The sequence below is a fragment of the Mesorhizobium sp. B2-2-4 genome (assembly GCF_006442375.1).
GTDB lineage: Bacteria > Pseudomonadota > Alphaproteobacteria > Rhizobiales > Rhizobiaceae > Mesorhizobium.
The window spans coordinates 351,391-378,120 of sequence record NZ_VFWB01000005.1 but is presented as its reverse complement, the minus strand read 5'-3'; the positions used below and the strand labels follow the sequence as shown (position 1 = coordinate 378,120).

The following is a 26,730-nucleotide window of genomic DNA, read 5'->3' as shown; positions in this document are numbered from 1 at the left end:
GATTGGCTGTCACAACCGCCTTCGCCAATCTACGACGTTGCAGGAATGAGTGGGGCGCCGAAATTGCCAATCTCCCCCCTCGTGGGGGAGATGTCCGGCAGGACAGAGGGGGGCGCCGTAGGGTACTTACCTCCGCACCGTTCCGGAAATTGAATTTGAAAGCAAGCATCGGAGTGAGGAACGGAAGGCACGCGGCTAGGGTTCAGGCACACAGAAGGAGTGAAGCAATGAACCTCATGCAAACCCACACGCCGGCGACAGCCTCCGGCGCCGACACCATCACCTACGCCATCGCCCAATCCGCGATCGGCAAAATCCTCGCCGCGCGCGGTTCCCTCGGCGTCTGCACCATCCTGATCGGCGACGACGCAGAGGCGCTGGCGCAGGACCTCGCCAGCCGCTTTCCCGGCAAGATGCTGGTCGAGAACGAGACCGCCTTGCATGACGATCTCGCGGCGATAGCATGTTTCATCGAAACGCCCGCCGCCGGCCTGGACCTGCCGCTCGACATCAGCCACGGCACGCCGTTCCAGCAAAAAGTTTGGGGCGAGCTTCGCAGCATCCGCCGCGGCGCAACCATCACCTACGCCGCCCTTGCCCAGCGTCTCGGCCAATCGAACGGCGCCCGCGCCGTGGCGACGGCCTGCGCCGCCAACGCGATCGCGCTCGGCATTCCCTGCCACCGCGTCGTCCGCGCCGACGGCACGCCCTCCGGCTACCGCTGGGGCACTGAGCGCAAGCACGCTTTGCTCGACAAAGAGGCCGCAATATGAACGCCCATGCCAAGGTTGCGGCATCGGTGGTGAAAGCCGCCGAGGAACGCGTTGCCGCTTACGACTGGCCAGCCCTAGCCGCCGAACTCGACGGCTTCGGCTGTGCGGTGATGGAAAAGCTGCTCACGCCGCAGGAGTGCCGGCAACTCGCCGGGCTCTATCCGCATGAAGAACATTTCCGCAGCCATATCCACATGGCCAGGCACGGCTTCGGCAAGGGCGAATACCGCTATTTCCGCTACCCCTTGCCAGACCTGATCGGCGGGCTTCGCACGGCGCTCTATCCCAGGCTCGCCGAGGTCGCCAACCGGTGGAACGAACGCATGGGCATCGCCACGCGCTATCCCGAAACGCATGCCGCCTTTCTCGAGCAGTGCCACGCCGCCGGCCAGGTCAGGCCGACGCCACTTCTGCTGCAATATGTGCCCGGCGACTTCAACTGCCTGCACCAGGACCTCTATGGCGACTTCGCCTTTCCGCTGCAGGTGGCGGTTCTGCTTTCAGAACCCGGCGAGGATTTCACCGGCGGCGAGTTCGCCCTGACCGAACAGCGGCCGCGCATGCAGAGCCGGGTGGAAGTGGTGCCCTTGCGCCAGGGCGATGCCGTCTCCTTCGCCGTCCACAATCGGCCGGTGCAGGGCACCAAGGGCAATTACCGCGTCAATCTGCGCCACGGCGTCAGCCGCCTGCGCTCGGGCATGCGGCACACGGTGGGCATCATTTTTCACGATGCGAAGTGAATTGATGAGGTCAAGGTATTGACCAAGAGGTACATTGAGGCGCGTCTTGCCTTCTCCCCCTGGAGGCGAAGGCAGAACCGCGCTTGGTGCTGCATCGCCGACTGCCATGCCCAAGCTCAACGGCAGGCATGATATCAGTGCAATGCCTTTCGATTAGCCGGCCGGCGCGTAGCGGCTCACCACCATGCCGCTCGCATAGGATTTCGAGCCGAGCAGCCGCAGCCTGCCGAACCCGCCTTGGTCGAAGATGCGGCGGCCGGCACCCAGCACGGCCGGGTTGATGAACAGCTGGAACTCGTCGACCAGCCTGGCCGCGATCAGCGCCGAGGCGAAGCCGGCGCCGCCGAACACCGCGATGTCGCCGCCCTCACCCCTCTTCAGCAAGTCGATCTCCCGCGGCAGGTCGCCGCTGACCACTGTCGTGCCCTCCCATCGCGAGGCCTTGAGTCTGTCGCTCGGCACCACCTTCCTCGCCTCGACGATGCGCTGGGCGAAAGCATAGAACGGGTCGCGCGGATATCTCTTCGCCGCATTGCCCCAATGGGTGAGGTAGCCTTCCTCGGCCATCTTGCGGCTCAAGAGGATGGTATCGATGCCGGCGAAGACGGCGTTGAAGTCCCGCTTCAGCTCCTCGTCCCAGGCGCTGTCGTCGCCCCATTCCCAGAGCTGCCAGCGATGATCCCCGGCGGCGCCGACAAAACCGTCGACCGACATCTGCATCTGGAGGATCAGCTTTTTCATCATGGTTCTCCCAGTCAAGGGCCGAGCGGCTCGTTTTACCCGTCCGGCCGGCACGGTTGCCGATGGTTTACATTTGGAACTATTGACCTGAGATGAAAACGATGTCAATAGTAAAGCGATTTAAAAATGGAACCATACACATGTCGACACGGGACCGGTCTGGCTGCCCCATCAACCTGTCGCTCGAACTGCTCGGCGACCGCTGGACGCTGCTCATCATCCGCGACCTGGTCTTCGCCGGAAAAAAGCACTTTCGCGAATTCCTGCAATCCGATGAGGGCATTTCCTCGCGTACGCTGGCCGAGCGCCTCCAGACATTGCAGGACGAAGGCATCCTCACCCGCAGCGGTGATCCCACGCATGGGCTGAAGGCGATCTATCGCCTGACCGAGGCCGGCATCGACCTTTTGCCCGTGCTGGCCACGCTCGGCGCCTGGGGCAGCAAGCACCGCAAGGCCGACGATGATCTGGCAAGGATCGCCGATAAGCTCGCTGCCGACGGCGAGCCGGCGCTGGAGCGCCTCAGGCAGGCGCTGCGGGCGGAGCATCTCGGTTGATGGATGTCGCCAAGGCGGCCTCGGGGACAACGACCCGCACAGGCAACGCGCCTCAGAAAGCGCGTCACGGCCCTCTATTCGGAATAGCGCAAAAACAAGCGATTGGAGCGGTTGCGTGATGCATTGCAGCACGCCGGCGGCGAGCTATGGCGTGCGCAATATGTCGGCGCCCGCCTGCTCATCGAACAGCACGGCGCAGCCGCACTGCAGCGCGACTTCACTCAGCGCATTCGCGACCGTTTCGTCGGCCGAGACGAAATCGCCGGTCAGCACCCGCAATTCCTCCACGGCCTTGGCCATCGAAACCAGCCGCCCCGCGGCGCGGTCGGTCGAGCAGGCGTTGACGACGCAAACCAGATCGATCATTTCAAAGTTGCCCATGCCAGCCTCCGCACACGGCGCCCTTCGGCCGTCAACGCGATTGTGAGCGACAATGTTCCGGCGGATCGCGACCTCGCTTGACAGCGAGCAATGTTTGTTCTCTTTATGTTCCATACTCTACAACGTCGCGAGGAACCGGGGATGGAGCCCACCATCCTGCATGCCGATCTCGACGCTTTCTACGCCTCGGTCGAGCAGCTTCTCGACCCGTCGCTGCGCGGCAAGCCGATCGCGGTCGGCGGCGGCGTCGTGCTCGCCGCCTCCTACGAAGCCCGCGCCTTCGGCGTGCGCGGCGGCATGCCGGGGCGCAAGGCGCGCGAGCTCTGCCCACAGTTGATTCTCGTCGGCGGAAATTTCCGCGACTACCAGCGGCTCGGCGACGCCGCGATGAAGGTGCTCGACGATTTCACGCCGCTGGTCGAGCGCATCTCCATCGACGAGGCCTTCGCCGATGTCGCCGGTTGCACGCATCTGTTCGGCCAGCCGCGGGAGATCGCCTCGACCATTCGCCGCCGCGTGCGAAGCGAACTCGGCCTGCCGATCTCGATCGGCGTGGCGCGCACCAAGCACCTGGCCAAGATCGCCTCGCAGGTGGCCAAGCCCGATGGGCTGGTGGTGGTCGAGCCCGGCACGGAGATCGCCTTCCTGCATGACCTGCCGGTCTCCCTGATGTGGGGCGTCGGCCCGGCGACCAGCGCGCGGCTGGCCGAGATCGGCGTCCAGACAATCGGCGAACTGGCCAGGACGCACAGCGGCGCGCTGGCGCGGCTGCTCGGCCCTGCCGCCGGCGAAAAGCTTGCCGCCTTGTCGTGGAACCGCGATCCGCGCAAATTGGAAACACGTCGCCGCGCCCATTCGGCCGGTGCCCAGTCGGCGCTTGGCCGCAAGCCGGCACTGGAATGCGTCTACATCCCCGTCCTGCTGCATCTGGCCGACCGGGTCGCCAGCCGGCTGCGCGCCAAGGCGCGCCCCGGCCGCACGGTGACGGTGCGCGTGCGCTTCGCCGACCTCAGCGCCGTCACCCGCTCGATCACGCTCGACCAGCCGATCTCGGCGACGGTGATGCTGGCCGAGATCGCGACAGACCTGGTGCGGGGCGTGCTTGCCGATCATCCGCATGACAGGACGATTTCGCTGCTGGCGATCTCGGTCTCGCATCTGGAGGAAAGTGCCGAATTGCAGCTCGAACTGCCGCTCGGCCTCGCCGACGAAAAGCGCCGCCCCGGCACCAGGAAGGGCCTCGCACGCTTCGGCGCCGACCGCGCCATCGACAAGATCCGCGAGCGTTTCGGCAAACAGGCCGTCGGCTACGGCACCGTGGCGCTGGAGGCGGCCCGCTCGGTGCCCGACGAGTTCAGGGAATTGGCGCAGAAGGAATTGTAAGCGGGAATGGCTGTCTGCGCTTCCCGAATGGCGCACACCAGTTGGCTTCAGAGCCGCATCGTGCCGAAGACCCGATCCCAGAACAGCGACGTCACGCCGAAATTGACATTTTCGTCGACATGATGATGCAGCGCGTGGCGGCGCTTCAGCGTGTAGAGATAGCTCGGATGAGTGGGATGCCAGTGATGGATCACATGGTGGATGCTGACGTACCATAGGTAGCCCAGCATCAGCCCGCAGCTCGCCGCGCTGGCGACCGCGAAATCCGAGACCATCCATACGGGAAAGAACGCGACAAGCGCATGCACGCCGAGGCTGAGCCAGGTCGGCGTGCCCACCGGACTGCGCTCCTCGACATGATGGCGGGCGTGCAGATCCCTGATCCAGGGAATGTGGTGAAGGACGAAGCGGTGCATGACGTATTCGATCAGCGTCCACAGACACAGGCACGCCAGCGCCGTCGCCAGCCAGCCTGGCGCGCTCTCTTCGCCGGCCTCGATAAGCCCGGCCACAGCCAGCAGGGCGATCGCCAGGGGGTAAACCACGAAGTCGCTGTAGTATCCAATGAGACCGAGTTCCATCGGAGCAAGCCTTCAACGCCGAAGAAGCGACAGATTGCCGAATGCGCGGGCGGGGAGCAACGCGGATGCGCCTGACATAGCGTCGCAATCACCTCGCGCAAGGTCGGCGGCAACGATTTGGAAGCCAGTCAACCGGCTGTTGCCTTCGAAACCAGCCTCGCAACGGGCTTGAAAAATGGCGGAACACAGCGCGGTCCCGAATGGACGGCCAACTCTTGATCGCCGTCAACCGCGCGGCACCGTCGGGCGTGGCCGCGATGTCACATTGGATGGCACACCCTCACCCGAACCTTGCCGCCGTCCACGCCCCATCAGCCGCGTTCGACTCCACCGCCGCGGCGACGAACTTCACGCCGCGCGCGCCGTCGACCACATCGGGCACCTGCGCCGCCCGGGCCGCATCGACAGCAGCGCCCGAACGATGCGCGCGGATGATGTCGGCGGCGTCGCGGTAGAAATTGGCGAAGGCCTCGATATAGCCTTCGGGATGGGCGGCCGGCATGCGTGACACGCGCCGGCTTTCCTCGGTCGAGCCATGGCCGCCGCGCACGAGCGTGCGGCTTTCCTCGCCATATCTGGAGAAACGCAGTTCCTCGGGCCGCGTGCCCGACCATTCAAGCCCCGCCTTGTCGCCATAGATGCGCACGGAGAGATCATTATAGTGGCCGGGCGACGTCTGGCTGGCCAGGATCGTGCCGCGTGCCCCGCCCGCCCAGCGCACCAGCACATGCGCGTTGTCATCGAGCCGCCGTCCCGGCACGGCGGTGAACAGGTCGGCCGACACCGTCTCGGCCTCGCGGCCGCTGATGAAACTCGCCAGGTTGAAGGCATGCACGCCGATATCGGCCAGCACCGCCGACTGGCCCGCGCGCGCCGGGTCGGTGCGCCATTCCGCCTGTTTCTGGCCGTCGGCATCGATCGGCCTGGTCAGCCAGTCCTGGATATAGGCGCCGTGCACGGAGACGATGCGGCCGAGTTCGCCCGCCGCCACCATCTCGCGCGCCTGGCGCACCATGGCGTAGCCGGTGTTGTTGAGGGTCACGACGAAGCGGCGATTTTTCTCCCGCGTCAGCGCCACCAGGGCTTGCGCCTCGCCCAGCGTCGTCGACAGCGGCTTGTCGCAGATCACATCGATGCCGGCTTCCAGAAAGGCTGTCGCGACCGGCGCGTGCAGGTGGTTGGGCGTGACGATGACGACCGCCTCGATGCCGTCCGGGCGCGCCGCCTCCGCCTTTGCCATCATGCGGTAATCGGCATAGCTGCGCTCCGGCGCGATGCCGATCTCGGCGGCCGAGGCGGCGGCGTTCCCGGGGTCGGACGACAGCGCTCCGGCCACCAGCGCGATCTGGTCGTCGAGCCGCATGGCGAGGCGATGCACCGCGCCGATGAAAGCGCCCTGCCCGCCTCCCACCATGCCGACGCGCAAACGCTTGCCCGCCGATCCGTCCGATGTCGCATAGACCATATTTGTCTCCTCCGATTTAAGGATGTTAAGCCAGCACCCACCGTCGAGTTCTGTAGCGCCCCCCTCTGTCCTGCCGGACATCTCCCCCACAAGGGGGGAGATCGGATGTCACGCCGGCTTTCGCCAAATTGCCAGCGTTGCATGAAAGGCGTCGCGGTCGACGCCGCCAATCTCCCCACCTGTGGGGGAGATGTCCGGCAGGACAGAGGGGGGCGCCATAGGGTGCTATGTTGAATGCATCGAACTTCTTCGCTGCAGAACAGCTACCACCCTCGAACAGGATTTCCAATTTTCATATTGTAAAACGATCGTATCGCGCTAGCCTGAAATCATGAGCGGGGCGCGCAAATCATCCGGACGGTCCAGCGCCGACGAGGCGACGACCCGCAAGCGCGGGCGCTCGCTGGCGGCGCTCGGCTATATCAAGCCGCAGACTTACGAGGAGCTGCGCGCGGTGCTGTCGTCGGGCACGGTCCATTTTCCCAAGCGGCTGCGCCAGGTCGCGATCTTCCTGTGGCAGCATCCGAGCGACGTCGCGCTCGGCACCATCGCACAGGTCGCCGCGCAGGCAGGGGTGCAGCCTTCGACGCTGGTGCGCTTCGCCCAGATCTTCGGCTATGCCGGCTTTTCCGATTTCCAGGGCCTGTTCAAGGACCATGTCAAGGCGTCCTGGCCGGAAGGGCGCGGCCAGGAACGCACGCCGCGCGTATCCAATGCCGACCTGCATTTCCTGCGCGGCATGGTCGGCGCCTCGCAGGCCTCGCTCGGCCGCATCGAAACCGGCTTCGATATCGAGAGCTTCGAGAAAATGGTGGCGTTGCTTTCGGCCGCCGAGCTGATCTACGTCATCGGCTCCAAGCGCGCCTTTCCCGTCACCAGCTATCTCTCGCTGACCTTGTCGCAGCAAGGCGTGCGCAATGTGCTGGTCGACAATGTCGGCTCCACCGCGCTCGACCAGGTCGGCTGCATCGGCAGACGCGACGCGGTGCTGGCGGTCTCCTTCAGTCCCTACAATTCGATCACGCCCGACCTCGTCGCGGTCGCCCACGAGCGGCGCGCGCGGATCGTCACCATCACCGACAGCACTTTTTCTCCGCTGGTCAAGTTCTCGGACACCTGGCTGGAAGTTGTGGAACAGGACTTCGCAGGCTTCCGCTCGCTGGCGGCGTCCCTCGCCGTCGGCATGGCTTTGGTCCATGGTGTCGTGGCCCAACGGGCAGAATGATTGCGCGGTTGACTAACGGGAACTGACATTCCATATCTTCAGAAATAGAAACTTTGTTCCGGGAGGAGGAATGGAGCTTCAGCTCGACGGCAAGATGGTGCTGGTCACCGGCGCGACGCAAGGCATCGGCCGGGCAGTCGCCGAAACCTTGGCGCGTGCCGGCGCCGGCGGCCTGCTGGTCACTGGCCGCGACGGGACGCGCGGCGAGGCCGTTGCTGCGGAGCTCTCGCAAGCGGGCACGCCGGCACACTTCATCGCCGCCGAGCTTTCCGACCCGGCAGCCCCTGCCCTCCTGGCGCAAGCCTGCATCGACCGCTTCGGCCGTATCGACGGTCTCGTCAATGCCGCCGGCCTGACCGACCGGGCCTCCTTCCTCGATGCGACCCCCGACGACTGGGCCTCGCTGTTCGCCGTCAATGCCCGCGCCCCTTTCTTCCTCATGCAGGCGGCGATTGCCGACATGCGGAAGCGGGGCCAGGGCGGCGCGATCGTCAACATCCTGTCGATCAATGCCCATTGCGGTTCGCCCGAGCTCGCCGTCTATTCCGCCACCAAGGGCGCGCTGGCGACGCTGACCAGGAACGCCGCCAACGCCCACCGCTTCGACCGCATCCGCGTCAACGGCATCAATGTCGGCTGGACCGATACGCCCGCCGAGCGCGTCATGCAGGCCGAGACGCTCGGCCACGGCGCCGGCTGGCTCGATGCCGCCAACGCCGCGCAGCCCTTCGGCCGGCTGTTCTCGGCGGAGGACGTGGCCAGGCTCGCCGTCTTCCTTCTCTCCGACGCCGCGGGACCGATGACCGGCTCGCTGATCGACCAGGAACAGTGGGTGATCGGAGCCAACCGGTGAGCAGAGCCGCGCACGAGACGCTCGGTCCGGCCTTGCTCGGCCGCCTGACGGCGACGGTGCAAAGGCCCGGCTATGACCGTGCCTTGCTCCAGGCAGGCATGGCGCATCTCGGCGTCGGCGCCTTCCACCGCTGCCACCAGGCCGAATACACCGACGACCTCCTGGCGCGGAGCTTCGGCCGCTGGGGCGTGGTCGGCATCAACATCCGTCCGCCGGCGCTCGCCGATACGCTCGGCCCTCAGGACGGGCTCTACACCAGGCTCATCCGCCAGGATTCCCATGTCGAGGCCCGCGTCATCGGCAGCATCGTGCGCATTGTCGATAGCCAGGCGAGCGCTATGCCCGCGCTCGAAGTGCTCTCCTCCCCGGACATCGAATTCGTGACGCTGACCGTTACCGAAAAGGGCTATTGTCATATTCCGGCCAGCGGCGCGCTCGACCTCGACCATCCCGACATCGTCCACGATCTCGCAAACCCGCTGACGCCGCGCAGCGTGCCCGGCATTCTGGCGCGGGCGCTGGAGCAACGCATGGCCACGCACGGCCGGCCGCTGACGCTGCTCTCCTGCGACAACATCCCGGCGAACGGCACCATCCTGGAAAATGTCGTGCGGACTTTTGCCGAACGGCGCGGCAACGGCCTTGCCGGCTGGATCGCGGCCAATGCCGCCTTCCCCAGCGCCATGGTCGACCGCATCGTGCCGGCGAGCACGCAGGCCGATCTCGACGGTGTGGAGCAGCTTTTCGGCTACCGCGATGGAGCCGTCGTTGCCGGCGAGCCGTTCCGGCAATGGGTGATCGAGCAGAAATTCGCCGGCCGCGTGCCGCGCTGGGACCTGGTGGGGGCAACCTTCGTCGACGACGTCACGCCGTTCGAGCATCTCAAGATGCGTGTGCTGAACGGCGCTCAGACGACGCTCAGCTATCTCGGCGTGCTGGCCGGCCTTGAACACACTTTCGATGCGATGGCGGACCCGCTGCTGTCGGCCTTCGTGCGCCGCATGCTCGTCGAGGAGACGCTGCCAACGTTGAAGCCGGTGCCCGGCATGGACCCATCAGCCTATGTCGAGCAGAGCCTTGGCCGTCTGCAGAATACCGCGATCCGCCACCGCAACCACCAGATCGCCACCGACGGCTCGCAAAAGATCGTGCAGCGCCTGCTCAACCCGATCCGCGATCGGCTGGGCGAGGAAAAAAGCATTGCGCTGCTGTCGGTATCCGTCGCCGGCTGGATGGCCTATCTGATCCAGGCTTCATCCCGGTTCGGCCGGCGCTGGCCGGTGTCGGACCCCTATGCCGGCAAGATCGCAGGCATAGCGGAGGCAAGCGGACGCGACGTCCCGGTACTGGCTGCGGGCATCCTGGCGATTGACGCCATCTTCGATCCCGCCCTCGCCGCCAACGACATGTTCCGCAAGGCCGTCACATCGGCGCTCGACGGGCTGTTGTCGGACGATCCGATGGCAACCGTCAGGCATGCATGCGCGCAACCGGCAGATGAGCGGTTGAAGCAACCGGCACGATCTGCATAGTAGGAATCGGTCGTGAATTCACGACCGGGGGAGGCATTATGAGGCTTGGACTGCTCACCGCACCGTTCGCGGAGACGCCGCTCGACGCGGTCGCCGACTGGGCAAGCTCGGCCGGCTTCGAGGCGCTGGAAATCGCCTGCTGGCCGAAAGCCTCGGGCGCCAGCCGCCGCTATGCCGGCACCAGCCACATCGACGCCGCCGCGACCTCGCCGGCGCAGGCCAGGGATATCGCGGCAAACCTTGCCGGCAAGGGGCTGACCATTTCCGGTCTCGGCTATTATCCCAACCCGCTGCATCCCGATGCCGCCCACCGCAAGACGGTGATCGACCATCTGAAGCAGGTGATCGTGCTGGCCGCGAATATTGGCGTGCCCCTGGTCAACACCTTCTGCGGCGGCGATGCCTCGAAGACCGTCGACGTCAACTGGCAGCACGCGCTCGAAATCTGGCCCGATATCGTCGCCCATGCGCGCGATCACGGCGTCAAGCTCGCTTTCGAGAACTGCCCGATGATCTTCAGCTATGACGAATGGCCGGGCGGCCACAACATCGCCTATTCGCCGCTGGTCTGGCGCCGCATCCTCGAAACCTGGGGCGGCGATGTCGGGATGAATTTCGATCCTTCGCACCTGGTCTGGCAGATGATCGACCAGGCCCGCTTCATCAGGGAATTCGGCCCCTACATGCTGCATGTCCATGCCAAGGACCTGATGATTGATCATGATGGTTTGTACGAGCGCGGAATCCTTTCGTCTGGCATAGGCTGGCAGGTGCCGCGCATGCCGGGGCTGGGCGATGTCAGCTGGAACGGCTTCTTCTCCGGCCTCTATCGTGCCGGCTACGACGGCCCGATCATCATCGAGCACGAGGACCGGTGGTTCGAGGGCAGCGACGATAAGGTCAAGCGCGGTTTCCTGCTTGCCCGCGACGTGCTGCGTCCCTTCGTCAAATGAAGGCGCAAAAACAACATCGAGGCGCCGCCTGAATCTCTTTCTGCGCGGCCCGGTGTAACGACTTGGAATCGAAACGAAAATCAAAGTGGAGGAAATCTGAAATGAAGAAATACCTGACCATGGTGCCGCTCCTTGCCGGCGCTGCCTTGCTGGCCTCGATGGGCGCCTCGTCCGCCGAGGGCAAATACACGATCGGCATCTCCAACACCGTGCAGGGCAATGGCTGGCGCGAGGAGATGGTCTGCGCCATGAAGGCGCAGGCGCTGGCCTCCGGCGAAGTGACCAAGCTCAACATCGCCCACCGCAATACCGACGCCGCCGGGCAGCTCGAGGACATCCGCAACCTGATCAGCGCCAAGGTCGACGCCATCGTCGTCAATCCGGCTGATCCCGCCGGCATCAAGGCGGGGCTGGAGGAAGCCACCAAGGCCGGCATCGTTGTCGTCGCCGTCGACCAGGCGGTCACCGAACCCTCGGCCTACATCATCTCCAACAACCAGGAACAATATGCCTATCTCGGCGCCAAATGGCTGTTCCAGCAGATGGGCGGCAAGGGTGAGGTGTTTTACATGCGCGGCGCCGCCGGCGCCTCCGCCGACTCGGATCGCGACAAGGGCTTCAAGAAGGCGCTGGCCGAATTCCCCGACGTGAAGGTCGCGCAGGAAGTGTTCACCGGCTGGCAGCAGGACCAGGCCAAGCAGCAGATGCTGTCCTTCCTCGCCACCGGCACACCGTTCAACGGCGTGTGGACCTCGGGCATCGACAACGTCATCGTCGACGCGCTGGTGGAATCGCAGGCGCCGATGGTGCCCGTGGTCGGCGCCGACAATGCCGGCTTCGTCGGCCAGCTGAATTCGGTCAAGGACCTGGTCGGGGCCGCCGTGACCAATCCCGGCTCGATCGGCGGCGCCGGCGTGACGCTCGCGCTCCAGATCCTCGACGGCAAGAAGCCGGCGCAGCAGACCGTTCTGGTCGAGCCGCAGCTCTGGGAAAACGCCACCGAGGAAGGCAAGGCCAAGCTGAAGGCCGCCGCCGATCCGTCGCTCAGCCCGGAATGGCCGGTCTCGATCTCGATCCCGGACTGGACGACCTACACCAAGGACCAGATCGTAGCGTGCAAGGGGCCGGGGGAGTAAGGGCTATTTTGACTGGCTAGCGAGGATGGCGTTTGCCGTCCCCGCCAACCAAAGGTTTGATAGGTTAGCGCTCTACGGCGCCCCCCTCTGCCCTGCCGGACATCTCCCCCATTTGGGGGGAGATTGGCAGTTTCGGCGCCGGCTCTCGTCTTGCCACGTTGAAAATTGGCGAAAGCCGAAGTTACGGCCAATCCCCCCTTGTGGGGGAGATGTCCGGCAGGACAGAGGGGGGCGCCGTAGAGCGCCAGCAATTGAGTTTCTGATACGGACAGCAATTTGACCACCAGTCCCCTCCTCGACGCCTCCGGCGTCGCCAAGAATTACGGTGCGGTTGCCGCGCTGCGCGACGCGTCGCTGTCCGTGCTGCCGGGTGAGGTGCATGCCCTGATGGGCGCCAATGGCGCCGGCAAGTCGACGCTGGTGAAGATCCTGACCGGCGCGGTTCCTGCCTCGGCCGGGCGCGTGCTGATCCGTGGCGAGGCGCGCGACATACGCTCGCCCGCCGCCGCGCGTCGCGCTGGCCTTTTGCCCGTCTACCAGGAACCGTCGCTGATCCCCGATCTCGACATACTGTCCAATCTGCGGCTGACCGGCACGCCCGTCGAGCCGTTCCGCGCCTGGGTGCGCGAACTTGGCATTCCCGACCTCGACCTGCGCGACACCGCGCGCGACATTCCGCTGGCGGTGCTGCGCGTGCTCGACCTGGCGCGGGCGCTCGCCGTCGAGCCCGACGTGCTGCTGCTCGACGAGATGACCGCGGCGCTCCCCGCCAACCTCGCTGAAAAAGTGCTGGAAGTCGTGCGTCGCCAGGGCGACAGCGGCCGCGCCGTGATCTTCATCTCGCACCGCTTCGTCGAGATCTCGGCGCTCTGCGACCGCGCCACCGTGCTGCGCGACGGTGCGACCGTCGGCGTTCTCGACATCGAGCCCGGCGTGGAGGAAAAGATCGTCGAGCTGATGCTCGGCGCCCGCATCGAGAAGACCAAGGTGACCGCCCGCGCCGCCGGCCAGGCCGCCACGTCGGCCCCTGCCCGCCGGCGTCTCGCCGTGCGCAATCTGCGCGTCGGCACCAAGCTCAACGACGTCTCCTTCGAGCTCGCCGACGGCGAGGTCGCCGGCGTCGTCGCGCTCGAAGGCCAGGGCCAGGATGAATTGTTCGCCGCCCTTGCCGGCTCGATCAAACCGTCCGGCGGCACGATCGAGGTCGACGCCCAGCCGGCGAAATTCACCCATCCGATCGACGCCATCCGCGCCGGCATCGCCTATGTGCCGGGCGACCGCTCCGAGGCCCTCGCCATGCAGCGCTCGGTGCGCGAGAACATCGCGCTGCCCTTCAGCGCCGCCTTGCGCAACTGGGGGCCGATCGCCATGCGCAAGGAGCGCGCCACGGTGGCGAGCGCCATCGCGCGCCTCCAGATCGACACCCGCGCGCAAGGCGAGGTGCAGCGCCTGTCCGGCGGCAACCAGCAGAAGGTGACCATCGCACGCTGGATCGCGGCGGACGCCCGCACCATCCTGTGCTTCGACCCGACGCGCGGCATCGATGTCGGCACCAAACAGGAGATCTACAAATTGCTGCGCGAGCTCGCCGGCCACGGCAAGTCGGTGCTGTTCTACACCTCGGAACTCGAAGAGGTGCAGCGCGTCTGCGATCGCGTCATCGTCATCTTCGGCGGCCGCGTCGTCGATATCTTCCCGGTCGAGGAGGCGGACGAGCCGGCACTGATGCGCGCCGCCTACGGCCTGCCGCGCGGCGCCAAGGCCGATGTCGGCATTTTGGCGGACCCCACAGCAAATACCCCGGATGCACCGGAGGTGACGCCATGAGCCATCTCCTGCGCCGCCAGGGCTGGGTCGCCGGCCTGTTCGCCCTCCTCGTCGTGCTGTTCGTCGTCACCAAGCTGATCCAGCCCGGCTATGGCAGCGGCGATTTCGGCTCGCTCGCGCGGGCCGTCTTGCCCTACGCCTTTGCCGTGGCCGCGCAGACCGTCGTCGTCATCGCCGGCGGCATCGACCTGTCGGTCGCCGCCATGATGGCGCTGACCAGCGTCACCGCCGCCTCGATGATGGCCGGCGCCTCGGAAGAATACGCGCTGTTCGTGGTGCCTTTCGTACTGGCCATGGGTTTTGTGCTCGGCGCGCTCAACGGCCTGCTCATTGTCGCCACCCGTGTCCCCGACATCGTGGTGACGCTCGCCATGCTGTTCGTGTTGCAAGGGGCGGCTCTTCTGGTGCTCGGCGCGCCGGGCGGCGCCGCCGCCGAATGGCTGAAGGCGATGATTTCAGGCACGGTCCCGATACCCGGCCTGCCGCAGAACATCGACGCCTGGCTGCCGAAGGCTCTGCTGGTGCTGATCATCTGTCTCTGCATCGTCTGGATACCGCTGAGGCGCTCGCGCCTCGGCCTGTCCATCTACGCCATCGGCTCGAGCGAGCTGGCGGCGTTCCGCAGCGGCGTGCCGGTCAAGCGCACCCGCATCATCGCCTATGCGTTGTCGGGCCTGTTCGCGGCCATGGGCGGCCTGGCGCTGACCATGAGCACCGGCATCGGCGCTCCTATTCCCGGCCCCTATCTGCTCGCCAGCGTCGCGGCCGTGGTGCTGGGCGGCGTGGCGCTGGGCGGCGGCAAGGGCGGCCTGCTCGGCCCCATCGTCGCCGTCTTCGTGCTGCGCCTGGTGCGCACCGACCTCACCCTGCTTGCCATCGACCCCAACGTCACCGCCATCATCGAGGGCCTGATCATGGTCGCCGTGGTGATGTTCGGGGCTTTCATTACGATGCGGGGTCGGCAATGATGAGGGAGAATGAATTGGCGCATAGCGCTCTACGGCGCCCCCCTCTGTCCTGCCGGACATCTCCCCCTCAAAGGGGGAGATTGGCAGCTTCGGCGTCTCGCTCATTCTTGCAACGCCGACAATTTGCGAAAGCCGTCACCCCATCCGATCTCCCCCCTAGAGGGGGAGATGTCCGGCAGGACAGAGGGGGCCGCCGTAGGGCGCTACATTTGCAGACAAGAGCCACCCCATGAGCACGTCAGCAATCACGCCCCAACCCGTCCCCTTCGGCCGCCGTGTCAAACGCTTCATGGCCGACCGGCCGCTGATTCCGCTGGTCATCCTGCTGGTCATCCTGGTTGTGATTTTGCAGATCCTGCGCCCCGGCATCGTCAACGAGCGCTGGATCGCCAACACCATCAAATTCGCCATTCCCTTGGCGATCCTTGCCGGCTGCCAGACCATGACCATGCTGACCGGCGGCATCGATCTCTCTGTCGGCACGGTGGCGACGATGAGCGCCTTCATCATGGCTACGCAAGCCGTCAACCAGGACCCAGCCGTGGCCTTCCTCCTGGCGATGATGCCGGCGGTGCTGATCGGCCTCGTCAACGGCATCGGCGTCGGCGTCTTCCGCGTCCATCCGCTGATCATGACGCTGGGCACCAGCCTGATCGGCACCGGCTTCCTGCAGGTCTATCAACGCACGGTGATCGCCTCGGGCGCCAAGATCCCCGATTTCCTCGCCTGGCTCGGCACCGGCGTGACCGCAGGGTTTCCCAACGCGCTGCTTCTGTTCGTCCCCGTCGCGGTGCTGATCGTCTTCGGCCTCAACCGCACCGGTTTCGGCCGCCTGCTCTACGCCGTCGGCGACAATGAGCGCGCGACCCGCCTTTCCGGCGTGCGCTACTGGCAGGTCATCACCGCGCTCTACGTCCTATCCAGCCTGCTCGCCGGCATCACCGGCTTGCTCTATATCGGCTTGATCAAGGCCCCTTCCCTGTCCCTCGCCGAACCGCTGGTGCTGCCCTCCGTGGCCGCCGCCGTCATCGGCGGCACCTCCATCTTCGGCGGCCGCGGCGGCTATACCGGCACCATCATCGGTGCCTTGATCCTGACCGTGCTGACGACGCTGCTGACGATTTTGCAGATGCCGGAGGGGGCAAGAAGGATCCTGTTCGGCCTGATCGTGCTGTTCGTGACGGCGGCCTATCTGCGGATCGTGGAGGAGCGGTAGGGAGGGGCCGCCGGCTCATCCCTCGAAACACCGACGCAGTGACCGCCCTCACTTCACCGTGATGCTCATGCCGCTGAGATCGGCGTTGACTTGCAGCCCTACCTGCCTGCCCGTGAGCTCGAGCTGGGCGCCCTTGTCGTTGGTCATGACGATCACCTGGGCGCCCTTGCCGAGCGCGCCGCCGCCGCCCGCCGCGCCGTACACACCCGTCACGTCCCGGGCGCGCTTGATATGGCGCACGGTGCCCCGGAAATAGGTCTTGGAGGCACCGAAGGCGAGGCCGCCCGAAATGCCGCCGACCGAGATCGGATACCGGCGGCCATGGAAGGTCAGCGTGCCCTCGCCTCCGGCGCCGCCGATGAAGAAGGCCGCCTTGTAGATGGAGAAGCGGATCGTTCCGGTGTCGGCGTGCGCGACACTGGCAAAGCCAACGCCCGCGGCAGTGATCACGGCGATGGCGACTGAACGAAATCTGGACGAAATCTTCATGACAAGGGGCTCCTCAAGGTCGCTGCTCACCCGACCGGGCCGGGACGTCGGCGTCGCATCGAAGTTCATGGCTAAACAGTCTCGCCCATCATTGGTTCCAAGCACACGGTCTCGTTCCGGCTGCGAGGAGACCGTCGCTAAACGGGCCCGCCGGCTGGCGAATTGTCCAGCGGCGGCTGGCGGCATCGCGGGTCGAGCAGGGGAGCACGGGGAGACCCATGGCGCCGTCTGGAGCGGGCCTGGTGAAACTTTTTGATTTTTAGGCCGTTGTCGCCGTTACATCCGAGGCTGAACTCATGCCGAAAACGGTCGACGGCGCCAGGCGGCGCAAGGCAGAGAAGTCGCACCAGGAGAAGGCCTCGACAGTCGAAGTTGCGTCCGAGGTCGTGGGCGAGGCTGCGCCACCGCCCGGGGCCATCGAACCCGGTCCGGAGCTGACGCCGCAGGAGGCCGAGCAGGCGCGCAAGCGATACCTGCTGAGGCGCTTCTGGATCAGCGCGCGCGGCTACTGGAGCACGCGCGGCGACAAGCTGGCCTGGCCGTTCACGCTCGGGCTGTTGATGCTGATATGCATCAATGTCGGCTTCCAGTATGGGATCAACATCTGGAACCGCTCGATCTTCGACGCCATCGAGCAGCGCAACGCCCACACCGTCTATGTGCTCAGCGCCGTGTTCCCGCCGCTGGTGGTTGGAAGCGCAAGCCTTGTCGTCGCGCAAGTCTACCTTCGCATGACGATCCAGCGCCGCTGGCGTTCCTGGTCGACCACCGCCATCATCGCGCGCTGGCTCGCAAGCGGCCGCTACTATCAGCTGAACCTCGTGGGCGGCGACCACACGAACCCCGAGGCACGCATCGCGGAGGATTTGCGGATCGCCACGGAATCGCCCGTCGATTTCATCTCCGGCGTGATCAACGCGTTTTTGTCGGCCTCCACTTTCATCGTGGTGCTGTGGACGATCGGCGGGGCGCTGACTTTGCCGATCGGAAGCTGGAGCGTCACCATTCCCGGCTTCCTGGTCGTGACCGCGGTGATCTACGCCGCCATCACCTCCACTTCGATGGTGGTCATCGGCCGCCATTTCGTGCGGCTCTCCGAGCAGAAGAACCAGGCGGAAGCCGATTTCCGCTACACGCTGACGCGCGTGCGCGAAAACGGCGAGAGCATCGCCTTGCTCGGCGGCGAGGAGGAGGAGCGCAGCGGCATCGACAAGACGTTCGGCACGGTGCTCCGGCAATGGGCGCTGCTGACAGGCCAGCACATGCGCACGGCGCTGGTGTCGCAGGGGTCGAGCCTGTTTGCACCGGTCGTGCCGATCTTGCTTTGCGCGCCAAAATTTCTCGAAGGCAGCATGACACTTGGACAGATCATGCAGGCTGCCTCAGCCTTCGCCATCGTGCAGGCCGCGTTCGGATGGCTGGTCGACAACTATCCCCGCCTCGCCGACTGGAACGCCTCGGCACGGCGTATTGCCTCGCTGATGATGTCGCTTGACGGGCTGGAGCGCGCCGAACGCAGCGACGCGCTGGGCCGCATCAGGCACGGCGAAACCGAAGACGGTGCGATGCTCAGCCTGGACAATCTCTCGGTGTCGCTCGACGACGGCACCGGCGTGGTCAAGGAAACCGAGGTCGAGATCGAGCCTGGCGAGCGGGTGCTGGTGGCCGGCGAATCCGGTTCGGGCAAGAGCACGCTGGTGCGGGCCGTCGCAGGCCTTTGGCCGTGGGGTGGCGGCAGCGTCGACTTCCACCCCGGCAGGCGGCTGTTCATGTTGCCGCAACGTCCCTACATCCCCTCCGGAACGCTGCGCCGCGCGGTCGCCTATCCGGCCGCCGCCGACAACTGGACGCTGGAGAAGATCAACGCCGCCCTCGACAAGGTGGGGCTCGATTATCTCAAGGACCGGATCGAGGAAGACGCGCCCTGGGACCAGACCCTGTCGGGTGGCGAAAAGCAGCGGCTCGCCTTCGCGCGCCTCCTGCTGCATCATCCCGATATCGTCGTTCTGGACGAAGCGACGTCTGCGCTCGATGAGAAGAGCCAGGACAAGATGATGGAGACGGTCATCCATGAATTACCGAAGGTGACCATCATAAGCGTCGCGCATCGCGCCGAGCTGGAAGCCTTCCACAGCCGCAAGATCACATTGGAGCGGCGCGAGGGCGGCGCAAAGCTTGTCAGCGATATCAATCTTGTCCCGCGCAAGGGCGGACGGAACCTGCTCAGGCGCGCCTTGTGGGGCTCCGGCGCTGCGGCCCAAAGGCCGCGCGAGCTGGACTAAAGCCGACTTCGCCCCTCCTCAGCGCCCGCTCAGCGCCGCGACGCGGTCGAGGGCGGCGCCGAGGCCTTTCAGGGAGACGGGGAAGTTGAGCTTGGTCTCGGCGTCGGTGATGACGTTGAGCGTCAATACGCCGCCCGCCTTCAGCTTCTGCGCCAGCGCCCGATCGATCGGAAACTGCGCCACGCATCCGTTCGGCAGGCAGGTGCGGAACCGCAACTGGCCGAGGGGCGGCTGGTCGTCGATCTGGATCGTCACGCCTGGGTCGAACAGGATACCGAACGGCAGAAGCAGGGTTCCGGTCAATCCACCCTTCGGCCCCGCCCGCAACTCCACCGCCAGCAGCCTCTGGCCGTTCTTCTGCGTCTGGTCCTGCGAAACCGAGCAGGCGCGTGCATTGTCCTGGATGGTGCAGGCCAGGCTCCAGTCCTGATAGGTCTCCTGGAGCGACGACGCGCCGTTTGGAAGCGTGGCCGCCTGCTGCTGTTGCGCACAGGCACTCGATGCGGGCAGCGCCGCCGCGCAGATTGCGGCCGCCTTCAGAAGAACAAATCTGTCAAACAACGATGGCGACCTTCTCTTTCGGGTTCACGCGCGTGACCCGAAAACCGGATGGGATTTTCGGGGCCGCGGGCATGGTCATCTGCCTCACGCAGCGTGCAAAAGCAATTCCAAAGCGCGCCGTGTGAGCGCGGCGCGCTTCAGGTACAGACCCACTCGCGGACCTTGCATTCGGTTCCCGCCGCCTCGCAGGCATGCAGAGCGAGATCTTCCGCGTCTTTGCGGGTCTCGGCGGAGTTCGCGCCCCACGGCGTCAGCCGGTCGCTCTGCTTCTCCTTAGCCACAGCCAGGGCACCGCAGCGCTTGTAGGGAAAGCCCGTCTCGTCGTCGTCTGTCCAATGGCGATGATTGCGGAACACCGTGACAACAGTGCAGCCCTTGCCGCCGGCGTTCTCGCAATATTTCATCGCGGCGTCCTTCGCCTCCTGGCGCTTGTCGGCGCCCCAGAAGAAGCCGTGCTTGGTATCGATGCTGGAATAGGCGATCGCCCCCCAGATGCCCTTTTCCTCCTTCGGCTCCGGCTCCGGCGGCGCCACAAGGTCGGCCGAGACAACCTGCCCGCTCCACAGCAGGGCCATGCACAAAACTGCCAGACGTCGCGATATCATGGTCTGCAATCCTTTCCAGGAGCCCTCGCCCATTCGCCTATCCCGGGTCTCACTTCGACGCCGACGCGATGGAAATCACCACGCAGCTATTGCCGGTCGGCAGCAGAAGCGCTTCGCCCGAATTGCCGCCCAGCTCATACACTTCTACCTGGCCGAGATGGTCGGTGATCTTGCTGCCTTGCGGAAGAACGGACGGGATCTCCGAACACGGGCTGGCGAACGGCGCCACCCGCACCATCGCGCCTTCGCAGCCGGAAGTGGTGGGCGATGCGAAAACCACGCCGGCGGCCGGTCCGCTGTATTTTTCCGTCGCATACTCCATGCCGACGAGGGCCTGCACGGCGTGCTTGTCGGCGGCCTGGTCGTTCCACAAGGATTTGACGCTGTATTTCGAGCCCGTCGTCAGCACCTGTCCGAGCACCGGAAAGATTGTCGAGCAGGCCTGCACGCCGGCCTGTTTGACATGTTCGAGGAAAGGCGAGTCCGGCAATGCGGGCGGCGCCGTCCCGGCCTGCGCCGCCGTCGGGGTGCCGACGAGACCGGCGATCGCGGCATAGTTGGCGGCAGCGAAGCCGATGCCGATCATGGCCAGCCCCAGCAGCGAGAAGGCTAGGACGCGCGGCCACCGCCGCTGCGGCTCGGCGCCCCTCTTGCGATCGGGCTCGACGATCCTCTTGCGGTCCGGCTCCACGCTCGGGCCGCGCGCTGGGGAGATGAACGGGTCTTGCTGGCTCACGGTGCTGCCTCGGTTATTTGATTGGCGCAAGGGCCTCGGACAGCCCCTTGAGCGTTGCGGTCACGGTAATCGTCTGGCCGTCGACGGTCGGGTAGGAGATGGCCGGCGTCGCTTTCTGCACTATCTGCTGGCGCATGACGGGCCCCACCGGCAGCATGCCGACGCAGACCACTTCGTTGCAGCCGTTCAAGTGGACGTCGATCGGGTCGCGCCCGTCGAACTTCAGCGACACCAGGCCGTCGCTTTTGGCGTTCGGCGCGGTGCGCAGGATCATGTAGGGCTTGCCGTCCTGCGTGGCCGCGAGCGACCAGCTGAAGGCCATCCTGCCGGCCCCGTCCTCGATCACCTGCGAGACATTGCAGACCTTCTTGCGCGCCTTGAGGTTCTCGTCGCAGATCAGCGTCCAGTTCTCGAAGGGCCGGATGGTGCGCTGGTATTGGCCCAGCTTCACATCCGGCGGCACCGCCACGTCGGATGGCTTGATCCTGTAGGGCGCGGTCGCTTGCGCGGCGGCTGGCCCGGCGGCCAAGGACAGGCCGCCGGCAAGCGCCAGGCAGGTCAGGAGGAAAAGCCGGGCATGACGGCTGGTTGCCCCGTTCATTCCCGCCTCAGTTTAACGTGAAGCTCAGGCCGGCGCCGACACCGACATTTCCGCCCGCCGCCGTGCCCGAGACATTGCCGCGGATGCGGCCGTCCTCGCTGGTGTAGCCCGCGCCGAAGGCAAAGGCGCTGGCATCCCGCCAGAAGCCGCCGCCCGCCGCGACGCTCAGCTTTCCGGGACGGTCGTCGTAGCGCAGCGAGGCGGCGGCGAGGCCGATTGCCGCCGCTTGCCGGGCTTCGTCGCGGATGCCGCTGATGTCCGAATTCAGCTGGCCGAGTTTCTGGTCGGTATAGTCGTTGGCCTGTTGCAGGGTCGTGGCCGCCACCTTGTCGGTATAGCTGTTGGATGTGCTGATGGCGGTGTCCAGGCCCTTGGTCAGCTGGTTGACATTGACCGCGTCGGTGCCGGCGACGCCAGGTCCGACGTTGGAGATGACGACCGGCGCGTTGACGTCTCCGCCTTGCAGCGTGATGGTGTTCGTCTTGGCGCCGCCCTGCGTGTCATAGGTCACCGCATTCTGGTTGAGATTTCCGACGCCGGTTTGCAGGGCCTCGATCGCCTGGTTGGAGGCGAAGAGCTGTGAACCATTGATCGCGTCGGTGCTGTCGGCGGCGATCCGTCCGGCTGCGACATTGGTGATCGTCCTCTCCGCACCGGCATCGCCGACGCTGACTGTTCCGGTCGGCGTCGTGCCGGCAAAGGCGTAGGTCTTGCCGTTGATGACGGTGCTGGAGGTGCCGACGGCGGTCTGCGTCACCGAGCCGGAGCCGAGCGCCACATCGTTGGCGTTGTTGGCCTGCGCGCCCTGGCCGAGCGCGACGGCGCCCGTCCCGGTAGCGGTAGAGCCATGGCCGGCGGCCAGGCTGTCGTTGCCGCTCGCCACGCTTTCGGGTCCGATCGCCACGGCGTCGGTGCCGCCGGCGATACTGTCGGCCAGCGACGAATTGGCGTGGAAGTACTTGATGCCGCCGCCATTGCTGATGGTGGTCAAGGCATTGTCGACCGCCGTGAGCCCGTCATAGACGGTCGTGTAGGTGTTGCCCTGGACGGTGTAGGTCGGCCCGGTGATCGAACCGTCGGGGTTGAGCGTGGTGTTGCCGCCGAACAGGTTGGTCACGTTTTGCGACACGCCGCGCAGCTGCGAGACGTTGACGCCGTCGGTGTCGGCCGAGCCCGCCGCGACATTGGTGAGCTTGCGTTCAGCTCCGGCGTCGCCGATCGACACCTCGCCCACCGAGGTCTGCGGGGCGGTCAGGGCAAAGGCCGCGTAGCCGGCCTGCGCGCCGACCGAGGTGATGGACTGCGCGCCCAGCGCCACGCTGTTGATGAAGGTGCTTTGCGCGCCGGCGCCGAGCGCCACCGACTGGATGCCGGAGGCGAGCGAATTGGTGCCGAAGGCCAGGCCGTCCGCCAGCATCACATGGGCGTTCTGGCCGATGGCGGTTCCGCCGGGCGCCGTCTGGTCGACGATGGCGCCGTTACCGATGCCGATGCCGTTATCGCCGTTGACGACCGTGGTCGGACCGACCGCGACCGATTCCGCGCCGACCGCCAGCGAGTCGGCCGCCACCGAATTGGCATGGAAATACTTGGTCGAGGTGGCCGACACGGCGGCGATGGCGCCCGCGAGCTGGCGCACCGTCACCGCGTCCTGGTCCTGCGTGCCGTCGGCGACATTGGTGATCTGCCGGTAGGAGGTGGCGTTGCCGACCGAAACGGCGCCGAGCAGCGCCTTGTCGGTGGTGTTGTACTGGATGAAGTTGGATGGGCCGGCGGGCAGTTGCCCGGTAGCCGGAGCGATCGGACGATCGGAGAGCGAACCCGAGCCGAGCGCCACGCCGCCGTCGATGCTGGCATTGCTGTCGCGGCCGAGCGCCAGCGCGCTGACGCCGGTCGCGGTCGCATTGTAGCCGACCGCCGTGGAACCGACGCCTTGGGCGAAGGAATCGGTCTGCGCCAGCCCGAACTCGTTGGTGCGGGCATAGCGGATGCCTTCGCCATTGGCGTCGGTGAAGACGGTCGAGGTGTCGCCGGTGATGTTGTTGATCGTGTTGCCGAGATTGGTCACGCCAGCGCCGATATTGGCAATGTCGGTCGTGTTCTGGGTCACCTGCTGGTTGGTGGCGAAGAGCTGCGAGCCGTTGACGGCATCGGTCGAACCGCCGTTCAACTGTCCGGCCGCGACGTTCTGGATCTGGCGCTCGGCGCCGGCCGAGCCGACCGAGAAGGCGCCCGCCGGCGTGCCGCCGGCGAAGGTATAGTTGACGCCGCCGATCGTCGTGCCGCCGACATTGGTCGTGGCGCCCGACGTCGAATTCAGGCCGATCGCGACATCGCCGGCATTGTTGGCGACCGCATTCGGGCCGACAGCGACGGAATCGGCTCCCAGCGCCTGCGAATCCGCCAGCGTCGAGTTGGCATGGAAATACTTGATGCCGCCGCCGACATTGATGTTGTTGACGACGGCGCCGATGGCATCGACCGCCTGGTTGGTGGCGAAGAGCTGCGAGCCGTTGATGGCGTCGGTCGAGAGCGCGCTGATCCGCCCAGCCGCCAGGTTGGTGATGGTGCGTTCCGCGCCGGCCGCGCCGATGCTGACCGTCGAGGTCGGGTTGGTGCCCTGGAAGGCGTAGGTGGTGCCGTTGACCACCCCGCTGGCCGTGCCGACCGCCGTGGTGGTCACCGAGCCCGAACCGAGCGCCACGTCGCCGGAGCTTGCCGCCGCCGTCGCGCCATCGCCAATCGCGACATTGCCCGCAAGACCGGCGGCGCCCGCCGTCGAGCCGTTGCCCAGCGCCACGGAACCTTGCCCGATCGCCTTGTTGCTGTTGCCGATCGCGACGGCGCCGTTGGCCATGTTGGCCGCGGTGGCGGTCGCCGTGCCGTCGCTGTTGGCGATGTTGTTGGCGCCGCCGGTGAAGGCGCCGGTGCCGCTGGCATAGCTCGGGTCGCCGATCGAGACCGCGCCGTCGCCAAAGGCGGTGTTGCCGGAGCCGATGGAGACGGCCTTGCCGCCGGTCGCTACCGCATTGGTGCCCATGGCGACCGCTTCGGCGGAATCCGCCTTGGCGCTGGCGCCCAAGGCGATGGTGTTAGCCGCCGTCGCGTTGGTCGAGGGGCCGATGGCGATGGAATTGGCTCCGCTCGCGGTACTGGTGGCGCCTACCACAATGGAGTAGGCACCGGACGCAGTGGAGCCTGCGCTGCCCACCACGGTGGCGCCGGCGCCAGTGGCGTTGACGGAAACGCCAAGCGCCACGGCCTGCGTGGCTGTCGCGTTGGTAGAGGAGCCCATGGCGATGGCACCGTCCTCCGTGGCATTGGCCAGCGTGCCGAGCGCCATCGCGTTGTTCTTATTCGCAAGCGCGCTGGTGCCGATGGCGATGCTGTTGGGCACGGCCGTGTCGGCCTGCACGCCTGCCTGCGCGCCCACACCGAATGCAATGGACTGGTTGCCCCAGGCGCTGGCGTTCTTACCCATCGCCGTGGCGCCCGTTCCCGTTGCCTTGCTTTGGCGTCCGATTGCGGTGGTGTCGACCTGAGACGCCGTCACGTCCGTACCGATAGCAATGGCGCTCTGGGCCAAGGCTCCCGTCCCGGCAGCGGTGCGCGAGCCGAGATAGACGGCGTTTATCGCGGTTGCGGTCGACTGGAAGCCGACGGCGACGGCATTTTGGCTGTTCGCAACGGTGCTGGTGCCTTGTGCAACAGCGTCCAGCCCGGACGCCCCTGCGAACTGCCCAATCGCAGTGCTGCGCAGCCCGCTGGCTACGGATCCGTAGCCAGCGGCGAACGCATAGTTGTTGCTGGCCGTGGCGCTGACACCGACTGCGGTGGAGTTCCCTCCCGAAGCTTGGGCGTTGGTGCCCAGCGCGCTGGCCCCGGCCCCAGTGGCACCCGCGGCGACGCCGATCGCTACCGTGTTGATATTGTTTGAAATCGTACCGGAGCCGATCGCCACTGCGCCGCCGGTGCCCGTGGCCGACGCGGTGCGACCAATGGCGACGCCGTATTGCGCCGTCGATTGGGCCTGGAAACCGAGCGCTATGGCCCAGTTAAGGCTGGCGTTTGAGCCGTTTCCGACCGCGATGGCCTCGGGAGCGGTCGCCGACCCGCCGCCGGCCTGATATTGCGCCTGAGCCGGCGTCGCGGCCATGCCGATCGCGAAGGCGCCCAGCGTCACGGCGGTCCCGAGCGCCCCGCCGACGCCCAGCGTTCCCAGCCCCAAGCGCTTGCGCCCCATGCCCAGCGCACGATGCGCCATGCGCAGGACCGCCATCAAGCGGCGCCGGGCCGAGCGGGACCGAGGATCGCCATTCGCGATCCAGTGACTGGCGAAATGCGCCGCACGGCGCTGAACAAGGAGCGAGCCGCCCGAAATATGGCCGCCCGAAATATGATTGTCGGTCATGGTTCCCTCTCCGCTGGCCGGCACGAAATGTCTGACACTTCCACTCCACAGCAGGAAGACATGATTCCCCTTCGCGGTATTTCACGAAATTGCTGTCTTGTGAGAAAAGATACGAGCATATACGCGGAGGTTAACGGCTCGTTACCTTAGCAACTGCTTTAAAATCAAGTAATCAAATAGTGACGAGAGCGCGGCTTCATCTAATCTTTGCGTTAAACTTGGCCGCCCGTGCCTGCATCGGCGTCATCTGCCGGTATTTCTTCATCATGGTGGTGAAGTGGCTCTGGCTCGAAAACCCGCTCAGATGGGCGATGTCGGCGATGGTCATGCGGCTGTCGGCAAGAAGTCTTTCCGCGAAGTCCAGCCTGAGATCGAGAACATATTGATGCGGCGGCATGCCGAACGTCCTGGAGAAGGCGCGCACGAAGTGGTACGATGAAAATCCGCAGACGGCGGCCATTTCGGCAAGCGCCAGCTTGCGCGAGAAGTTCTCGTTCAGGAACTCCTGCACCTTGCGCGCACTGCGGACGGAAAGCCCGCCCTTCACGTTGAGCAGCGGCTGCCGGGCCGGATTGGCTCCGGAAACCGATCCGGGGGGACCATCAGCGCCCGGCATTTTTCGGCCTCCCGATATTTCCAAGATGAACTTCAACCCGAGGCCTCCCTCCCCGTTCCCCCGAAAAACAATTCGTGATTGATCGAAGCGGGCCCGCA

24 protein-coding genes are annotated in these 26,730 nt (G+C 65.9%); 13 read left to right on the top strand and 11 right to left on the bottom strand.

Features of this window, described 5'->3' with window-relative positions:
- Positions 1-227 precede the first annotated feature (227 nt).
- A complete protein-coding gene (locus FJ959_RS15300) occupies positions 228-773 on the top strand; it encodes a methylated-DNA--[protein]-cysteine S-methyltransferase (protein ID WP_140561101.1) in 546 nt (181 codons plus the stop codon).
- Positions 770-1,513 carry a 2OG-Fe(II) oxygenase gene (locus FJ959_RS15295; RefSeq protein WP_140630657.1) on the top strand — a complete coding sequence of 248 codons (744 nt, stop codon included), beginning with the start codon at positions 770-772 and terminating at the stop codon, positions 1,511-1,513. The genes FJ959_RS15300 and FJ959_RS15295 overlap by 4 nt, the downstream gene beginning before the upstream one ends.
- Positions 1,514-1,666: 153 nt before the next feature.
- Here FJ959_RS15295 and FJ959_RS15290 read toward each other — a convergent pair whose 3' ends face one another.
- The gene (locus tag FJ959_RS15290) at positions 1,667-2,254 is read right to left on the bottom strand and encodes a dihydrofolate reductase family protein (protein ID WP_140630655.1); all 588 of its coding nucleotides are present in this window, start codon (positions 2,252-2,254) and stop codon (positions 1,667-1,669) included.
- A 140-nt stretch (positions 2,255-2,394) separates the two neighbouring features.
- Between FJ959_RS15290 and FJ959_RS15285 the strand changes: the two genes are divergently transcribed.
- Positions 2,395-2,811 (top strand): helix-turn-helix domain-containing protein, encoded by a 417-nt coding sequence (locus tag FJ959_RS15285; protein ID WP_140630652.1) that lies wholly within the window; start codon positions 2,395-2,397, stop codon positions 2,809-2,811.
- Between the two features lie 144 nt (positions 2,812-2,955).
- On the opposite strand, the gene FJ959_RS15280 is transcribed toward FJ959_RS15285, so the two are convergent.
- On the bottom strand, positions 2,956-3,192 hold the full coding sequence (locus FJ959_RS15280) for a hypothetical protein (RefSeq protein ID WP_140500063.1): 237 nt from the start codon (positions 3,190-3,192) through the stop codon (positions 2,956-2,958).
- 141 nt (positions 3,193-3,333) lie between these two features.
- On the opposite strand from FJ959_RS15280, the gene dinB reads away from it, so the two are divergent.
- The gene (gene dinB, locus FJ959_RS15275) at positions 3,334-4,575 is read left to right on the top strand and encodes a DNA polymerase IV (protein ID WP_140630649.1); all 1,242 of its coding nucleotides are present in this window, start codon (positions 3,334-3,336) and stop codon (positions 4,573-4,575) included.
- 47 nt (positions 4,576-4,622) lie between these two features.
- Here the strand turns inward: dinB and FJ959_RS15270 are convergent, their stop codons facing one another.
- The gene (locus FJ959_RS15270; RefSeq protein WP_140500066.1) at positions 4,623-5,156 is read right to left on the bottom strand and encodes a sterol desaturase family protein; all 534 of its coding nucleotides are present in this window, start codon (positions 5,154-5,156) and stop codon (positions 4,623-4,625) included.
- Between the two features lie 280 nt (positions 5,157-5,436).
- A complete protein-coding gene (locus FJ959_RS15265) occupies positions 5,437-6,621 on the bottom strand; it encodes a Gfo/Idh/MocA family oxidoreductase (RefSeq protein ID WP_140521488.1) in 1,185 nt (394 codons plus the stop codon).
- A 331-nt stretch (positions 6,622-6,952) separates the two neighbouring features.
- On the opposite strand from FJ959_RS15265, the gene FJ959_RS15255 reads away from it, so the two are divergent.
- From FJ959_RS15255 to FJ959_RS15220, 8 genes are all read left to right on the top strand, one after another.
- On the top strand, positions 6,953-7,846 hold the full coding sequence (locus tag FJ959_RS15255; RefSeq protein WP_140500070.1) for a MurR/RpiR family transcriptional regulator: 894 nt from the start codon (positions 6,953-6,955) through the stop codon (positions 7,844-7,846).
- A 70-nt stretch (positions 7,847-7,916) separates the two neighbouring features.
- Positions 7,917-8,699 (top strand): SDR family oxidoreductase, encoded by a 783-nt coding sequence (locus tag FJ959_RS15250; RefSeq protein WP_140500072.1) that lies wholly within the window; start codon positions 7,917-7,919, stop codon positions 8,697-8,699.
- On the top strand, positions 8,696-10,231 hold the full coding sequence (locus FJ959_RS15245) for a mannitol dehydrogenase family protein (RefSeq protein ID WP_140630647.1): 1,536 nt from the start codon (positions 8,696-8,698) through the stop codon (positions 10,229-10,231). The genes FJ959_RS15250 and FJ959_RS15245 overlap by 4 nt, the downstream gene beginning before the upstream one ends.
- A gap of 38 nt (positions 10,232-10,269) precedes the next feature.
- Positions 10,270-11,184, top strand: a complete 915-nt coding sequence (locus tag FJ959_RS15240; protein WP_140630644.1) for a sugar phosphate isomerase/epimerase — start codon at positions 10,270-10,272, stop codon at positions 11,182-11,184.
- A gap of 101 nt (positions 11,185-11,285) precedes the next feature.
- Complete coding sequence (locus tag FJ959_RS15235) at positions 11,286-12,320, top strand: ABC transporter substrate-binding protein (RefSeq protein ID WP_140582418.1); 1,035 nt, start codon at positions 11,286-11,288, stop codon at positions 12,318-12,320.
- Positions 12,321-12,596: 276 nt separating this feature from the next.
- Positions 12,597-14,147: a sugar ABC transporter ATP-binding protein gene (locus FJ959_RS15230; protein ID WP_140630641.1), complete on the top strand. Its 1,551-nt coding sequence runs from the start codon at positions 12,597-12,599 to the stop codon at positions 14,145-14,147.
- The gene (locus FJ959_RS15225; RefSeq protein WP_140561105.1) at positions 14,144-15,115 is read left to right on the top strand and encodes an ABC transporter permease; all 972 of its coding nucleotides are present in this window, start codon (positions 14,144-14,146) and stop codon (positions 15,113-15,115) included. Before FJ959_RS15230 ends, FJ959_RS15225 begins: the two co-directional genes overlap by 4 nt.
- Positions 15,116-15,344: 229 nt before the next feature.
- On the top strand, positions 15,345-16,331 hold the full coding sequence (locus tag FJ959_RS15220) for an ABC transporter permease (RefSeq protein WP_140516049.1): 987 nt from the start codon (positions 15,345-15,347) through the stop codon (positions 16,329-16,331).
- A 48-nt stretch (positions 16,332-16,379) separates the two neighbouring features.
- Here the strand turns inward: FJ959_RS15220 and FJ959_RS15215 are convergent, their stop codons facing one another.
- Entirely contained in the window at positions 16,380-16,820 is a 441-nt protein-coding gene (locus FJ959_RS15215; RefSeq protein ID WP_140500175.1) for a hypothetical protein, read from the bottom strand.
- A 296-nt stretch (positions 16,821-17,116) separates the two neighbouring features.
- Here FJ959_RS15215 and FJ959_RS15210 point away from each other — a divergent pair, with 296 nt between their 5' ends.
- On the top strand, positions 17,117-19,102 hold the full coding sequence (locus tag FJ959_RS15210) for an ABC transporter ATP-binding protein/permease (RefSeq protein WP_140630638.1): 1,986 nt from the start codon (positions 17,117-17,119) through the stop codon (positions 19,100-19,102).
- Between the two features lie 18 nt (positions 19,103-19,120).
- Here the strand turns inward: FJ959_RS15210 and FJ959_RS15205 are convergent, their stop codons facing one another.
- The 6 genes from FJ959_RS15205 to FJ959_RS15180 all read right to left on the bottom strand — a co-directional run bounded on the left by FJ959_RS15205 (position 19,121) and on the right by FJ959_RS15180 (position 26,632).
- The gene (locus FJ959_RS15205) at positions 19,121-19,627 is read right to left on the bottom strand and encodes an invasion associated locus B family protein (RefSeq protein ID WP_224519123.1); all 507 of its coding nucleotides are present in this window, start codon (positions 19,625-19,627) and stop codon (positions 19,121-19,123) included.
- A 173-nt stretch (positions 19,628-19,800) separates the two neighbouring features.
- Positions 19,801-20,268 (bottom strand): DUF4189 domain-containing protein, encoded by a 468-nt coding sequence (locus tag FJ959_RS15200; RefSeq protein ID WP_140500087.1) that lies wholly within the window; start codon positions 20,266-20,268, stop codon positions 19,801-19,803.
- Between the two features lie 49 nt (positions 20,269-20,317).
- Positions 20,318-21,004 (bottom strand): hypothetical protein, encoded by a 687-nt coding sequence (locus tag FJ959_RS15195; RefSeq protein WP_140630632.1) that lies wholly within the window; start codon positions 21,002-21,004, stop codon positions 20,318-20,320.
- Between the two features lie 13 nt (positions 21,005-21,017).
- A complete protein-coding gene (locus tag FJ959_RS15190; protein WP_140500091.1) occupies positions 21,018-21,605 on the bottom strand; it encodes an invasion associated locus B family protein in 588 nt (195 codons plus the stop codon).
- A 7-nt stretch (positions 21,606-21,612) separates the two neighbouring features.
- Positions 21,613-26,016: a YadA-like family protein gene (locus FJ959_RS15185; protein ID WP_140630630.1), complete on the bottom strand. Its 4,404-nt coding sequence runs from the start codon at positions 26,014-26,016 to the stop codon at positions 21,613-21,615.
- Between the two features lie 196 nt (positions 26,017-26,212).
- The gene (locus FJ959_RS15180) at positions 26,213-26,632 is read right to left on the bottom strand and encodes an AraC family transcriptional regulator (RefSeq protein WP_246678930.1); all 420 of its coding nucleotides are present in this window, start codon (positions 26,630-26,632) and stop codon (positions 26,213-26,215) included.
- Positions 26,633-26,730: the final 98 nt, after the last annotated feature.

Coding starts and splice junctions, on each gene's coding strand:
- FJ959_RS15300 (WP_140561101.1), top strand. CDS start 228: ATGAACCTCATGCAAACCCACACGCCGGCGACAGCCTCCGGCGCCGAC.
- FJ959_RS15295 (WP_140630657.1), top strand. CDS start 770: ATGAACGCCCATGCCAAGGTTGCGGCATCGGTGGTGAAAGCCGCCGAG.
- FJ959_RS15290 (WP_140630655.1), bottom strand. CDS start 2,254: ATGAAAAAGCTGATCCTCCAGATGCAGATGTCGGTCGACGGTTTTGTC.
- FJ959_RS15285 (WP_140630652.1), top strand. CDS start 2,395: ATGTCGACACGGGACCGGTCTGGCTGCCCCATCAACCTGTCGCTCGAA.
- FJ959_RS15280 (WP_140500063.1), bottom strand. CDS start 3,192: ATGGGCAACTTTGAAATGATCGATCTGGTTTGCGTCGTCAACGCCTGC.
- dinB (WP_140630649.1), top strand. CDS start 3,334: ATGGAGCCCACCATCCTGCATGCCGATCTCGACGCTTTCTACGCCTCG.
- FJ959_RS15270 (WP_140500066.1), bottom strand. CDS start 5,156: ATGGAACTCGGTCTCATTGGATACTACAGCGACTTCGTGGTTTACCCC.
- FJ959_RS15265 (WP_140521488.1), bottom strand. CDS start 6,621: ATGGTCTATGCGACATCGGACGGATCGGCGGGCAAGCGTTTGCGCGTC.
- FJ959_RS15255 (WP_140500070.1), top strand. CDS start 6,953: ATGAGCGGGGCGCGCAAATCATCCGGACGGTCCAGCGCCGACGAGGCG.
- FJ959_RS15250 (WP_140500072.1), top strand. CDS start 7,917: ATGGAGCTTCAGCTCGACGGCAAGATGGTGCTGGTCACCGGCGCGACG.
- FJ959_RS15240 (WP_140630644.1), top strand. CDS start 10,270: ATGAGGCTTGGACTGCTCACCGCACCGTTCGCGGAGACGCCGCTCGAC.
- FJ959_RS15235 (WP_140582418.1), top strand. CDS start 11,286: ATGAAGAAATACCTGACCATGGTGCCGCTCCTTGCCGGCGCTGCCTTG.
- FJ959_RS15225 (WP_140561105.1), top strand. CDS start 14,144: ATGAGCCATCTCCTGCGCCGCCAGGGCTGGGTCGCCGGCCTGTTCGCC.
- FJ959_RS15220 (WP_140516049.1), top strand. CDS start 15,345: ATGAGCACGTCAGCAATCACGCCCCAACCCGTCCCCTTCGGCCGCCGT.
- FJ959_RS15215 (WP_140500175.1), bottom strand. CDS start 16,820: ATGAAGATTTCGTCCAGATTTCGTTCAGTCGCCATCGCCGTGATCACT.
- FJ959_RS15210 (WP_140630638.1), top strand. CDS start 17,117: ATGCCGAAAACGGTCGACGGCGCCAGGCGGCGCAAGGCAGAGAAGTCG.
- FJ959_RS15200 (WP_140500087.1), bottom strand. CDS start 20,268: ATGATATCGCGACGTCTGGCAGTTTTGTGCATGGCCCTGCTGTGGAGC.
- FJ959_RS15190 (WP_140500091.1), bottom strand. CDS start 21,605: ATGAACGGGGCAACCAGCCGTCATGCCCGGCTTTTCCTCCTGACCTGC.
- FJ959_RS15185 (WP_140630630.1), bottom strand. CDS start 26,016: ATGACCGACAATCATATTTCGGGCGGCCATATTTCGGGCGGCTCGCTC.
- FJ959_RS15180 (WP_246678930.1), bottom strand. CDS start 26,632: ATGCCGGGCGCTGATGGTCCCCCCGGATCGGTTTCCGGAGCCAATCCG.